At 41.5% G+C, this 14,041-nt stretch carries 11 protein-coding genes and 1 pseudogene; 6 read left to right on the forward strand and 6 right to left on the reverse strand.

Annotated features, from left to right (window positions below; genetic code table 11):
* Positions 1–211: 211 nt before the first annotated feature.
* The 6 genes from ACYVTD_RS05815 (at position 212) to ACYVTD_RS05840 (ending at position 7,206) form a co-directional block, all read left to right on the forward strand.
* On the forward strand, positions 212–1,957 hold the full coding sequence (locus ACYVTD_RS05815; RefSeq protein ID WP_461246844.1) for an SUMF1/EgtB/PvdO family nonheme iron enzyme: 1,746 nt from the start codon (positions 212–214) through the stop codon (positions 1,955–1,957).
* A gap of 27 nt (positions 1,958–1,984) precedes the next feature.
* The gene (locus ACYVTD_RS05820) at positions 1,985–2,929 is read left to right on the forward strand and encodes a hypothetical protein (RefSeq protein WP_461246845.1); all 945 of its coding nucleotides are present in this window, start codon (positions 1,985–1,987) and stop codon (positions 2,927–2,929) included.
* An 81-nt stretch (positions 2,930–3,010) separates the two neighbouring features.
* A complete protein-coding gene (locus ACYVTD_RS05825; protein WP_461246846.1) occupies positions 3,011–3,829 on the forward strand; it encodes a flagellar filament outer layer protein FlaA in 819 nt (272 codons plus the stop codon).
* An 18-nt stretch (positions 3,830–3,847) separates the two neighbouring features.
* Positions 3,848–4,573, forward strand: a complete 726-nt coding sequence (locus tag ACYVTD_RS05830) for a flagellar filament outer layer protein FlaA (protein ID WP_461246847.1) — start codon at positions 3,848–3,850, stop codon at positions 4,571–4,573.
* Between the two features lie 54 nt (positions 4,574–4,627).
* Positions 4,628–6,343: a phosphoenolpyruvate--protein phosphotransferase gene (gene ptsP, locus ACYVTD_RS05835; RefSeq protein ID WP_461246848.1), complete on the forward strand. Its 1,716-nt coding sequence runs from the start codon at positions 4,628–4,630 to the stop codon at positions 6,341–6,343.
* Between the two features lie 5 nt (positions 6,344–6,348).
* Complete coding sequence (locus tag ACYVTD_RS05840) at positions 6,349–7,206, forward strand: cation diffusion facilitator family transporter (RefSeq protein ID WP_461246849.1); 858 nt, start codon at positions 6,349–6,351, stop codon at positions 7,204–7,206.
* A gap of 5 nt (positions 7,207–7,211) precedes the next feature.
* Here the strand turns inward: ACYVTD_RS05840 and ACYVTD_RS05845 are convergent, their stop codons facing one another.
* From ACYVTD_RS05845 to ACYVTD_RS05870, 6 genes and pseudogenes are all read right to left on the reverse strand, one after another.
* On the reverse strand, positions 7,212–9,191 hold the full coding sequence (locus tag ACYVTD_RS05845) for a tetratricopeptide repeat protein (RefSeq protein WP_461246850.1): 1,980 nt from the start codon (positions 9,189–9,191) through the stop codon (positions 7,212–7,214).
* Positions 9,192–9,218: 27 nt separating this feature from the next.
* Positions 9,219–9,965: a hemolysin family protein gene (locus ACYVTD_RS05850; RefSeq protein ID WP_461246851.1), complete on the reverse strand. Its 747-nt coding sequence runs from the start codon at positions 9,963–9,965 to the stop codon at positions 9,219–9,221.
* Positions 9,962–10,435: an rRNA maturation RNase YbeY gene (ybeY, locus tag ACYVTD_RS05855; protein WP_461246852.1), complete on the reverse strand. Its 474-nt coding sequence runs from the start codon at positions 10,433–10,435 to the stop codon at positions 9,962–9,964. Before ybeY ends, ACYVTD_RS05850 begins: the two co-directional genes overlap by 4 nt.
* Positions 10,428–11,864, reverse strand: coding sequence for an HD family phosphohydrolase (locus tag ACYVTD_RS05860; protein WP_461246853.1), 1,437 nt, complete (start codon positions 11,862–11,864; stop codon positions 10,428–10,430). Before ACYVTD_RS05860 ends, ybeY begins: the two co-directional genes overlap by 8 nt.
* On the reverse strand, positions 11,854–12,816 hold the full coding sequence (locus ACYVTD_RS05865) for a PhoH family protein (protein ID WP_461246854.1): 963 nt from the start codon (positions 12,814–12,816) through the stop codon (positions 11,854–11,856). The genes ACYVTD_RS05860 and ACYVTD_RS05865 overlap by 11 nt, the downstream gene beginning before the upstream one ends.
* Before the next feature lie 69 nt (positions 12,817–12,885).
* Positions 12,886–14,041, reverse strand: a pseudogene (locus ACYVTD_RS05870) (hypothetical protein); the annotation flags it as partial.

Raw genomic sequence — 14,041 nt, forward strand, 5'->3', positions numbered from 1 at the left:
AGCGGTTTGCCATTAAAATGGCTTTAAAAACTACATACCCTATATGGGTGCGTACCCCTCGTTTTGCTTGACTAAATTTGAAAATTTTTGAAAGATTTTTTACTTTTTTTACCGCTTTGCGTGTTTCCAAGAAGACTATTTACTTGCTGAAAAATTTATCCACAGGCGTTTATGGGAAAAATGCTAAATACTATCCACTATAAATACTAACATGGTTTGTGGTATAATAATATCAATGACAGTTTTATTCCGTATCGGAGAAAAAATGATTGTTACCAAAACCTTAGGGCGTTTATACATTTTATTAACCGCGTTATTTTTAGCGATAGCAGGTTGCGATTCAGGTTCTTTATTTATACAAGTAGCGTTTATTGAAGGCGTACCGGAAACCGGCGCTGTAGGAACGCCTCTTACTCTTACCGCAACAGTAAGACCCGCTTTTGCGAATAATCAAACTATTATTTGGTCTGTCAAAAACGACGGAAACACCGACGCGACAATAAGCGGAAATATTTTAAATGCTGCGGCAGTCGGGACTGTTACAATAAGAGCTACAATAGCAAACGGTATAGCGGAAGGAAAGGACTATGCCCAGGATTTTAAAATTAACATAATTGACGGCGATACAAGCGGTCGCGATAACTTCTCCGTTACCGGTGTAACGCTTGACCAAACTACCCTTAATCTGCCCATAGGCGGCACGGCAACTCTTACCGCTACGGTAGCGCCTGCTAACGCGGCTAACAAAAACGTAACATGGAGTTCCAACGAGACGGGTGTAGCGACTGTAACTAACAATGGTACTCTTACTGCCGTTTCCAATGGTACGGCGACCATTACCGTAACCACAGAGGACGGCGAATTTACGGCAATATGTGAGGTTACCGTAAACAAAGCCGCAGGCGCGGCGGTAACTGCGCCCACCTTAAATGGTGCGCCCACAAGTAGCAGTATTACTGTCAACGAGGCAACTTTGTTAACGGCTACAGGGCAAAGCATAGAATACGCAATCAGCAAATTTAAGGACGGGACAGGTTTATCCTCATATCAAAGTAGTACGACATTTAACGGACTTAACGTAAGAACAGCATATTATGTCTACGCCCGCTCAAAGTCCAATGACAACTACAACGAAGGTACGGCAAGCGTCAGCGATGATATTATTACCTTGCTAATAGAAATGGTCTCAATATCCTCAGGAACATTTAGCATGGGCAGTCCTAATGGCGAAACCGGACGCGAAAACGATGAAACGCAACATCAAGTAACATTGAGCGGATTTAAAATGAGCAAATATCAGGTAACGCAGGAGCAATATCAGGTGGTTATGGGAAGCAATCCGAGTTATTTCACAACTGCCAAAGGGAAAGCTCCCGCTGAAGGGGAAATTGACGGGAAGCGACCTGTGGAATATGTAACATGGTATGACGCAGTAGAGTTCTGCAACAAAATAAGCGTTTTGGAAGGGTTACAGGAAGTGTATACGATCAGCGGTAGGACGCCTGCATCAGGGTATCCGATAACCAACGCGACGGTAACTGCGGACTTTAACAAAAATGGTTATCGTTTGCCGACGGAAGCGCAATGGGAATATGCGTGTCGGGCTGGGACAACGACGGCTTACAACACAGTGGGGGGGGGAGCTTCTATTAGCGACAATACAGGGTGGTATACAAACAACAGTGAGGGGAAGACGCATCAGGTGGGATTGAAGCCTGCCAATGCTTGGGGTTTGTATGACATGCATGGAAATGTATATGAATGGTGTTGGGACTGGTTCGGAAACTATTCAACCAATGCGCAGCCTGACCCAACTGGTGTGAATAACGGCACTTTCCGTGTGATACGCGGTGGGAGCTTTGCCGAACAAGCCAAATATCTGCGTTCCGCATACCGGAGCGACTTAGAACCGGAAAATTATGACCAAGATCTTGGCATCCGTCTTGTCCTCCCTTGAAGATGAAAGCAGGTAGTGGATAGTGAAATGAACCTAAAACTAAAACTAAACAAAAAAACGGCAATTATCGCTTTAATCGTTTTGGCGGTTATCGCCCCATTATTTGTCTTTTATATCCGCTCCCCGGTGTTGATAGTAACTGAACAGTCCTTTATCGAGCTTTATGGAAAAGAAAGGATAAATAACGAGTCTTTTTCTACATCGCTCGCCCTGTTCCGTCCTGTAAAAGTAGTCGCGGTTGCCAATGATGCGGGCGAAGATGTAGTCCCTTTTGCCATTACGGAAGCCGCCATAAAGCCTTATTGCGTGCTTTTTCCCCTCAGATTTGCCCGCTCCGCGCGGCTTTACAGGGATTTATCCCCAAATATCCCTATTGTAGTGCTGGAAGGAAGGTATATTGAAGGCGAAAGCCCCGCAGAAAACATTCTTGGAGCGGAAAATTCGGAATATTTTATCTTTAAAACTGATATAAACGACGATTTTTACAGAGCTGGGCTTGCCGTTACCACAATTAAGCAAAAACCCGTTAAAAAAGATGATGTTTTTACTTCAGATGATATAAAAAACGACAAAGTTATTGTTTTTCTTGAAAAAAAATTAAATGAAATGAAAGATGTCTTTTTACGCGGGTTATATGACAGGGGGAAACTTTTGGAAACCCATTTTTTAAACAATTACTCCCAATCTTTTGAAGCGCCTAATGTTTTTTGCGTTGTTTTGGCGGGTTTGGGTAATGATTTTTTGGACAAAAAAGCCGATGTTCCGGTAATATCGTTTACATGGCTAGATCCGTCCTTATTGCCGTTTGACGTGGTTATGGCAGTTAATGACTCGCCTTTGGCGCAGGCTCAGGCGGCTGTCAAAATGGTCAAATCCGGGGTTAAAAAAGGGCTTATAAAGTCCGAATTTCGCGTTTTGGACAGGGCTAAATTCAGCAGAAAGGTTATTGCCGTAATTAAAAAAAACAGGTAAAATACTAAAAACGGGTTGTAAATCATTGACAAATGATGTTCAAACTAATATAATTTATCTTAGATTATTAAAGGAGCTTTAATGATGAAACAAGGTAGCTTGAAATTTATCTGCCTGATTATTTGGGCATGTATAACGGTTTTATCAGTCCACGGTCAGTACAGAGCTGAAAATCTTAACAACTGGGTTTTAGAGACTTTTAACGGCGTCGGCGACTCTATCTATAAATGGAAAACTGACGCAAGCCGTTTTATCAGCAAAAAAGGCGATGTTCAATATCCGATAATTGGTTATATCGACGCCTATCCAAGCCAGGCTTTCAGGGGCGGTAGAGTTGAAGGCGTTCCAAAAAGTCTTGGTATTAACGGTTGTTTTGATCGCAGAGGTTATAACTGGATAGATGTTTATCCTATATTAGCTGACGATAAAGATGAGAAACCGATAGGTATTCCTATTCCCGGCAGAATGAAAAGAATGGATATGTGGGTATGGGGATGCAATTTAAGATACTACATAGAAGTTTATTTTAGAGATTTTCAAGGGGTAGTTCATGTTCTTCCCTTTGGAAGCGTCGCTTACAGAGGTTGGAGAAACTTGTACGTTACTATTCCCGGCAACATTAACCAAACAACATGGACTCAATCAGAACCACTCGAAAGAGCGGAAGAACTTAGTATTGATTTAAGCGACAAGCCGCAGATTCGCGACGAACCTGCTTATCCAAGCTTGCACTTTATAAAGTTCAGAATATGGACGCAGCCAGTAGAAAAAGTAGATGTTTTTTATGTTTACTTTAAACAGTTGAAAATTTTAACAGATACAAATGAAGCGTTATTTGACGGCAGTGATCTTAATGATCCCAATAAAATTAAAAAGCTTTGGGCTGAGAAAAAAGACTGATAAAGGAGTATCAAAAAAATGAGGAAATTTTTATTAATTACATTAATCCTGAGTATCGGCAGTTATCTTTTTGCCCAGCAAAGTCAAGAGATAGGCGCGCCTGATCCGGAAAGGCTTGGAATTGAAGCAGGTCAACAGTTAATACGGGAAGTATCCGTAGAAAAATTTGAACATGACGGTTTCTGGAGATCCAAAATGTCAGGCGACGACGGTTATACGACAACTAGATTGTTTGTCGGCGCGCCTGCGGCAAAGCAAAAGATACCCGAAGAAGAAGGCATGGACATTCCGGACAAGTACGTTCTTGGTACAAGAGTGGATTTCCTTCGCAGGAGTTACAGTAGTTTTACAATTTATCCCGCGCGCCCGATTCCGGTAGAGGGTATTACAAAAACCATCTCTGTGTGGGTTGCCGGTCGTAACTTTAATCATGAACTTTATGTGCTTATTCAGGATTTCTTTGGTAGAGATTATGAATTCAGCATGGGAAAATTAACTTTCATGGGTTGGCAAAAACTGACCGCTACCATTCCTCCCGCTCCTGAGGACGGAATGAGCGGCGTAGCCCAGAGAAGCTACCATTATCAGGGTAACTTTGGAATCAAGATAGTTGGTTTCAGAATTGATTGCGATCCAATGGAAGCAAGAGGCAGTTACTACATCTACTTTGATGATCTTCGCGCATATACCGATTTATTTTCCGAGAACCACCGCGATCCGGACGACATGGTCGACGGCTGGTAGAAACAAAGGGCTGCTGATTGTTAATCAATCAGTAGCCTTTTTTTTAGTATTCACATGATTTTACAAGGAAAAGGAAGTGCCCAAGGATTTGCCGTAGGGCGTGTATATATCTACAATGAAAAATTTAATACTCCCGCCGAAAAAGTAGTTCCTTTGGGAAAAGAACAGGCGCAACTGGATCGTTATTATTCGATAAAAAAAGAAGCGCTTGAAGAGCTTGATAAAATTAAACGTTCTTTAGAAGATGTTGATCCTTTAAAAGCGGAAATCTTTGACGCGCATAAAGAAATAGTAGAAGATATTATCATTAATGAAGAAATTCCCGCAAGAATACTGAATGATCGCTGGGCTGGCGATTGGGCGATTTACCATGTTTACGGAACAGTTATAGCCGTTTTAAAAAAGACGGCGGATACTCTTATCGCCGAAAGAGCGGTGGACTTTGACGACGTGCGCGCTATGCTTTTACGTTTATGGTACGGGCAAAAAACAAGCTCTCTTTCAGAGCTAAAAGACCCCTGTATCATCGCCGCGCATGAAATTAAACCTTCCGGAGCGGCTGGAATCAATAATGGAAAAGTCCTGGCGATACTTACCGAAGAAGGCGGGGTAACATCTCATGCCGCTATTATCGCTAAAAGTTTCGGGATACCCGCCGTGTTGGGCATTGACGGGCTTTTAAATCATGTAAAACAGGGACAGTATGCCGCAGTTGACGCAATGGAAGGAGTCGTAATTCTTGATCCCGAAGAAGATGTTATAAAAGATTACCGAAAAAAAAGCGGCGATTTTTCCCGCGACAAAAAAGACGCGGAAGTGTTTTTTAAAAAAGAGGGAAAAACAGCCTGCGGGGAAAAAATTGATATAGGGCTTAATATTTCAAGTGCGAATGATAATGAGCTTCAAGCGCAAAGTTACGCGGATTCCGTGGGTTTGTTCAGAACGGAATTTCTTTTTTTGGGACGTAATTCTTTACCTTCCGAGGAAGAACAATTTAACGCTTACCGCAAGGTTTTAAAAAGTTTTGGGAAAAAGCCGGTAATCTTGCGCGTTCTTGATATTGGCGGCGACAAACAAATATCAAGTATAGAACAAAAAAAAGAAGATAATTCTTTTTTGGGGAATCGCGGCATAAGGTTTTGTTTTAGTTACCCAGATATTTTTATAACGCAATTAAGAGCGGCTTTTCGCGCGTCAACTTACGGTAATCTTTGGATAATGCTTCCCATGGTTGGGTCTCTTGATGATATAAAAAAAGCAAAGGAAATAATTGAAGAAACAAAGAATAAATTAATAAAAGAAAAAGTTCAAATTGGCGATGTAAAAATAGGAATAATGATAGAAGTTCCCGGTATTGCGCTGATAGCGGATCTTGCCGCAAAAGAAGTGGATTTTGCCAGTATAGGATCAAACGATCTTTGCCAATATGTGTGCGCGGCGGACAGAATGAACGCCGCGGTGGAAAATTATTATCAGAGTTATCATCCTGCCGTTTTCAGGTTAATAAAAGAAACAGTAGAGGCTTTTAAAAAAGCTGAAAAACCAATTTCCATCTGCGGGGAGATGGGCGGCGACCCGTTGGCTGTTCCCGCGCTTATCGGCTGCGGGTTTCGTAAATTCAGCATGGGGTCTGCGTCTGTAGCGGCTGTAAAAAGGGCGATTGCCGGCATAACTGTAGCGCAGGCTGAGGAAATAACACAAAAAGTTTTAGAATTGTCTACTGCGGAAGAAATTGAATTTTTTTTAAATTCGTCATATAATACTAATTAATATATATGGAAAGAATAAAAGCCGGATACATTGAAGGTACTGTTTCAGTAATTGTCAATTTTTTATTATTTTTACTTAAAATGTGGGCGAGCGTAATCTCAGGCTCTATCGCTCTTGCCGCCGACGCGTGGCATACGCTTTCCGATTCAATAAGTTCCGTTGTTGTTGTTATTGCAGCGAAATTGGCGTCAAAAAAAGCGGACAAGGAACACCCATTTGGGCACGGCAGGTGGGAACAGATAGCTTCTTTTTTTATCGCTGTAATTTTAGCCGTAATAGCGTTTGGCTTTTTGGAAAGTTCAATAAGGCATTTTTGGAGTAAAAACAGCGTTGAATATGGGAGAATAGCGATAATTGTTACCGCTGTCTCCATTATTGTAAAAGAGTTGCTGGCGCAATATGCTTTTTATATCGGGCGCAAGACCGATAATTCCAGCGTAAAAGCCGACGGCTGGCATCATAGATCAGATGCGCTTTCTTCCATTGTTGTGCTTATAGGTATTTTGTTTGCAAAAAAATTCTGGTGGATTGACAGCGTACTGGGAATAATTATCGCCTTGATGTTATTTTATGCGGCTTTTACAATTTTAAAAGAAGCAATAAATAAAATATTGGGCGAAGAACCCGGACAGGAGTTAATAAATAAATTAACAAGTGAAATAAAAAATATTTATAATGATGATTTAAAAATTCATCATTTGCATATACATAATTATATTTCCCATAAAGAATTAACTTTTCATATACGACTGAATAAAGATTTAACAATAGAAAAAGGGCATAAGATAGCGTCTGATATTGAAGAGCTTATTTTAGACAAATTTGGTATGACGGCGACTATCCATGTAGAGCCTATTTATTAAAATCTTTAACGTAAAGACCTTAATAACGCTCTTAATTCCGGGTTTGCCGCGCTTTCCAATGTCGGTTTATTAGATTTTTCAAGTTGAAAGATCACTTCGTCTCCCGGCTCTATTCTGTCAAAAAAACCGTTTCTTGCCAAAGTCCCAATGGCTATTTCCTCGTCTACGTTGGTGATTGTCAATTTTCCTACAAGCTCGTCGTTTGAATAGATAACGGCTATACCTTCATTTGCCGTCTGAAAACGACCGCGTTTTACAACATCGTATACTGCGTCCTTTTTAATCCCGTCGGCTTTTCCTTTGTTAATTAAAGCCTGTCCCTGCTTTCGGATAAGAAGCCTTCCGCGAATCGGCATCGCCGATGAAAGCTGGGTTACTATGCCGCGAGAAGCGTCGCGCAGTCTGTCTACTCCTGTGCGATAAGTATATAAAGTTCCCGCTGGAGAGCCTGTTCTTCCAACAAAGACTTCGGCTTTTACGGAAATATCCCTTTCGCTTTCCGTTACCGAAACAAGAATAAAGTAATCGGCTCCGCTTTCTCTTGCCTGCTTAAACGCTTGGGAAAATATAGCCTGACGTTGTTCTAAAGCCATTGGGGAAATGTTTCTGTCGTGTACCAGTAATTCTTTTATAACTCCCGCGGCGACAGAACCCGCGTCCGCGTGGTAAAAACTTGATTGCCCTGCGAGGGAAAAGACCGCTATTTTCCAATGCCGTTCAGCCAGATCGACGGGGTTTACCTGCCATTGTTTAAAAAGCGCGTTGGAGAGCAGGGAAGAGTACGCTTCCACCGCGTCGTTTATGCTTTTGTCGGCTTTACCCTGATCCTGCAAAAAGCGAAGTTCTTCAAGGTAGCGGGCTGGGTAGCCTAAAAGCCTTATAATTTCTGCGTATTCGCGCCTATCCGCAGCGAATGGATTTAATCTTAATCCGCGGCGGTATTCAAAAAGCGCCTGTTCATTTAAATTGCGCTGGCGGAAAGTTCGCGCTTTGTTAAAATGCCATGTCGCGAATCTTATGCGACGCGGATCTTCCAAAAGTGTATAAGAGATAAGAGTCTCTTCTAGAATGGCGCGAATAAATTCGTCTTCTTCATTAACGGTTATTGCGTTTGAAAGAACGGTTATCGCCTCCTGATTGCGGTTTAATCTTATTAAAGACAAGCCTTTTAAATACCATGCGCTCATATCCTGTCTGTTTTCGGCAATTAATGTGTCGCATAGCCGCGCCGCTTCTTCATATTCGCCGTTTCGGTAACGAAGAACTGACATTAAAGAGCGGCTTGGCAAGTGATCGGGTTTATAGTAAAGAGAACGCTCCACATAGCCTATCGCGTCCTTTACTTTGTTGTTCATGGAATAAATGTAAGCCGCATAATAAAATACGCGGTAATCGTCTGGGTGTTGTACAATAGCGCTATTTATGTATGAGAGCGCGGTGTCTCCGTCTCCCAAAGAAAGGGTTACAAGGGCAAGTGAAATTAAAAGTCTGCGGTCGTCGGGGTAACGTTTTACTGCGTCTCGGTAGCGAATCATAGCTTCGGAGGGTCTGTTTCGAGCGATATCAAGTTCTCCCGCGGCAAAGAGCGTTTCCCTGTTGTAGGGTTCCTTAGCGAGTATTTCATTGACAAGAGAAGCTGCGGCGTCAAGCTGACCTAGCGCAATAAGGGAAAAAACTTCCAGATTTGCCACTGTCATATTGGTGCGCGCAAGTTGTCTTGCTTTTCTTACCCATTTTAGCGCTTCGTCAAATTCCGCAAGCTCGTAATAACATTCCGCAAGAGAAGCGGTTCCTTCGGCATGGGCGGGATTTATTCTTATACAATCAAGAAAAGACTCAACCGCAGAATACCAATGTTCTTCCGCCATTAGGCTCTTGCCGCGCTCATAGTACGTCGTAGAAGACGCCTGCGTCTGCGCGGACAGCGCCGCGGGAAAGAACGATAAAACGTAAAAGAGACATATTATAATTTTGAAACGTCGCATTACTTTTCCCCTCCCATTTAAAAACAACTATTCCTTTTTATGAGTTACGATTTTTATCGAATTGATTCTATGTCCGTCAATTTCCTGTATGATAAAATCATAACCTTTATATTCTATTTTTTCATTTACCGCAGGTATCTTACCGAAAAGATCAAAAACAAAGCCGCCGAGCGTGTCAAAATCATCGACGGGAAATTCAATGTTTATTTCTTCGGCTAAAAATTCAAGGTTTACCCTTGCGTCGCAAAGCCATATTCCTTCGCCTAGTTCTACTACGTCTTCGGTTTCATGATCAAACTCGTCCTGAATATCGCCGATTATTTCTTCGATTATGTCTTCCATAGAAACAATGCCGGACACTCCGCCGTATTCGTCTACCACTACGGCGATATGAACTTTTTTGCGGCGTAATTCGCGCAAGAGGTCGTCGATATGTTTGGATACCGGGACAAAAAACGGCTTTCTTGCCAATGTGTTAATGTTAAAAGGCTTGTCGTTTATAAGCGCCTTTAATACGTCTTTTACATGAAGCACGCCTATTACATTATCAACAGTATCTTTGTATACGGGAAAACGTGAGTGTTCGCTTTCGCTGATGAATTTAAGCAATTCCTCTTTTGAGGCGTCCGCCGAAAGAAAAACAGTGTCGGTTCTTGGAACCATTACCTCTTTGACAGTGGTGTCGGATAATTCCACAACGCCGCGGATCATCTGTCTTTGGTCTTCTTCCAGTTCTTTAATTGCCTGTGTATTTATTTTAAAAGGGGCTTTCAATTTTGCTCTCCCTTTTTGGTGATTATTTTTTCTGTTTTCAATTTATTCAGTATTTTCTCCTGTAATTCGAGCATAGGCTCAGTTTTCTCCAATGTTTTATGATCCATTCCGTCTAAGTGTAGGATACCATGAATTAATAATCTGCGTAACTCCTCATCTTCGGGCGTGTTAAAGTATTGGGCGTTTTCTTTTAATGTATCAAGGGAAATTACGATGTCTCCGGGTAAAAACACGGTTTTTTCATCGTCTTTTACCGTTTCGCCAAGGTTAAATGAAAGTATGTCCGTGGGTTCGTTTTTGTTGCGGTATTGACTGTTTAAATTTGTTATTGTTTTATCATCGCAGAAAAGAACGGAAAGCTCCCAATTATCGCGTTTTATTTCATCTAGGACTTTCAACGCGAAACAGCACGCGTTATCGCTCCATGCGGGTAGGTCTATTTCCTGCGCGTTTATTGTAACGTTATTCATCTTTTTCCTCTTTTTGTTTGGGGTATTCAATTCTTGCATGATAATAACCGGCAAGTACCCTGACAAAAGATTTCTTGATTATTTCCAGGTCGCGGAAGGAAAGCTCGGATTCGGAAAGTTGACCGTGATCTATTTTCGCTTCGAATAACTGCTGAACAAATTTATCGATCTTGCTCGCTGTCGGTTTATTTAAGGTTCTTACCGCCGCTTCGGTAATGTCCGCAAGCATTACAATTGCAGATTCTTTTGAGCGGGGGGGGGAGCCTGGGTATGCGAAATCTTCGGAATTAACGGATATTTCCTGCTCTGTCGCTTTGTTGTAAAACCACTCGATTATCGAGTTCCCATGGTGTTCCGCTATTATGGAAATTACATCTTTAGGAAGACCGAGGTTTTTTGCTTTTTCTACGCCAAGTTTTACATGGCTTCGGATTATTGTGGCGGAAAGACGCGGCGCTATTTCGTCGTGTCTGTTATGATCGGTTTGGTTCTCTACAAAGTAATCGGGGTTTTCCATTTTGCCTATGTCGTGGTAATAAGCGCCGACGCGGGCAAGTAGGGCGTTTGCCCCTATGTCCTGACAGGCTTGCTCGGCAAGGTTTGCCACCATCAATGAATGGGTGTAAGTGCCCGGAGCCGTTGTAAACAGTTTGCGCAAAATTGGAGCGTTTAAGTCAGATAGTTCCATAAGTCTGAAGGGCGTTACGGCGTTTAATGCGTGCTCTAGGGGCGGTAAAAAGCCTATTGTTAACATTCCGCAGATAATGCCGTTAAGCGCAGCCCAAAACAAAGGACCTGGGTATTCATACAAGTTTGCCTGACTTAAAAGCAGAACGACAACAACCGCAAAACAATTTGCGATGGCGATTACTATTCCGGCTTTTATAAGACTCATTCTGTTTTGCGCGTTTTGAAGTACCGTAGAAGCCGCCGCGCCTGAAACAATCGCGATAATGTACGAATAATAATCAAAAGCGCCGGTAAAATACGCGCCTAACGGTATGACAATCGCCATAATAACCGCGAGTCTTTTTCCCATAAAAACAGCCACCAACATTATAAAAAGCCCTGTGGGAATAGTGAGAGATAATGGGAATCCGTCAGGGACGGGAGTAAGATTTTTTATCAGTACTGAACCGATTATGTAAGAACCGGCAAGAGAGGCAAGCAGATAACGTTCGCTGTTATTTAACTCTCTGCCTAGGAAAGCGCGTCCTCGTAAAACTATAAACATGGCGTAAATTAAAAATATAAGAAGAGCGGAACCGATAATTTTTCGCGCTTGATAATAAAAGCTCATATTTTCGCATATAATAATTACCACTATAGCGATAACGCATAACGCAAAACTAAAAACAGACGGACCGGAACGAAGTTTTTTTAATACCAAGTTAAAGTCTTGTTTTTTTACTTTGTTTTCATTTTTCATTTTCATTGTATGCCTGTATTATTTTTTTTATTAAGGGATTTCGCGCCACATCGCTTGTGTGCAGGAAAGAAAAGTTTAAACCTTCAACATTCCTTAATATTTCCAGAGCGTGTAAAAGCCCTGAATCTGATTTACGGGGCAGGTCAATTTGCGTGTTGTCTCCTGTAATTACCGCCCTCGTACCTGAACCAATTCTTGTTAAAAACATTTTCATTTGTTCTTTGGTTGTGTTCTGAGCTTCGTCTAAAATTACCATGCAGTCGTTAAGGCTTCGCCCTCTCATGTACGCAAGCGGAGCTATCTCTATTGAGCGTACTTCTTCCATTCTGTTTATCACGTCATAGGGGACAAGCGATTCCATAGCGTCGTATAACGGTTTTAAGTACGGGTCTATTTTTTGGGCGAGATCGCCGGGAAGAAACCCAAGGTTTTCGCCTGCTTCCACTACGGGGCGGGTAAGGACAAGTTTTCTTATTTTTTTGGAAAGAAGCATTTGCAGAGCATGGGCAATGGCAAGATAGGTTTTGCCCGTTCCCGCCGGACCTATGCAGAAGCATATCTCGTTCTCCCTCATGCCCTGAATATAGGAAGCCTGATTTCTTGTACGAGGATAAACCCTGTTAAAACCGTGGGGAATTTGGATCATTGAGTCGCGGAAAACGCTGCCGCCTTTTTCCTCAGTTTCAGAAAACGGCAAATCATCCGCAAGAGCGCGGATATATTCAGCAGACGGCTGTTCGCCTTCATTAACCGCTGTGATAAGATTATCCATCATTGTCCTAAAGCGTTTGATTCCGATTTCATCTTGGCTTTGAAAATGAATCTCATTTCCTCTTGCCGTTATGTAACCGCCCAGAGTACCCTCAATTACCTTGAGGTTTCCGTCATTTGCTCCGCAAATACCGGAAAGAAGTTCTCTGTCTTCAAAGGCGATAGTTATTCCGTCCTCCAAAAATACCTCTTTTTTATTCTATATCTTGATAAATAAGCTAGTCAAGGGGAGAAAAAGCCGTATAATTAGTTATTTTTTAGTCCATTTGTCGTTTTTACCGTCATAACTTATATCCGACTTTATTTCCGTAATGGGTTTCCATTGTAAAAAGAATGAAATATCCGAGACAATATTAATTGACGGAATTTCTCCCGTTTTAGCCGGTCTCTGGTACGGATACATATCGATTTTAAATGTCGCCGTCCAATCGCCCAATAAATGGTCAAGGGCAAGGTTGAATGTCCGCATTTTAAATCCCGACCTTTTTCGTTTTTCTTCGTCAAAAAAATTAAATGAATCAAATAAATCGGTAAAAATATTATTTTGTTCGCCTTCTGTATACATGGCGGTTAGATCTTCCATTCCTTGAACATTCTTAAAATACCTGAATATTACCGCATTTTGCGATGTCGCCGATATTTTAAGTTCAATAAATTTGGTAATGCCCATAGTAACACCTACCGTAAATTGAAAGTTGGAACTTGTGTACTCTTGTAAATCAAAATTTAACGATGTACTTACATTATATGAAAGATTAAAACGTTCTTTAAAAAATTTTGAACTGGGAAAAGAACGACTATATGAAAATTTTAAATCTTTTGGACGCAGCTCTTTGTCTTCTTTTTGTACCCATTTACCTCCCTCTTGGGGACTATCCGGGTTATCAGGTTCAAAAACTGATTTTTGAATCCATGTCATTGTATAACTCGCGGAAAAAGAACTCCATAATGATAAAGCTGAATTAAGATAGGTTGCTTTATTGTCTTCTTCCGGTGTAAACGTCATATTATGAGAGAATGATCCTACGCTTCCAAATTTTAAAATTTCTGTAAAGTAAAAAGGTTTAATTTGCCATTCCGTGTCTGTCTCCTTTTTTTCCATACTGTATTTAAAAGTAGTTTCAGTTATCCAGACTCTGAATGTGGCATTTGCGTTAATAAGTCCGTCAAGAGGAGGCAGTTCCGCGCTGGCTGAAATACTTTGATCTTTATCCATTATATTCGCCGCAAGATTTGTCGTAACCCTGTGGCTGTTAAGCCCAAGTATGTCTTTACTAAGGTCTTCCTTGACCCATTCTCCCCATTGCGGCGTAAGCTCAGGTCCGTCTCCTTCTGTAAATTTCTTTGATTTTACCAAAGTGCCCCTAAATGTATATTGAAGATTTGTTTGGGCAAATACAGGATCC

The organism is Treponema sp. R6D11, from assembly GCF_054786075.1.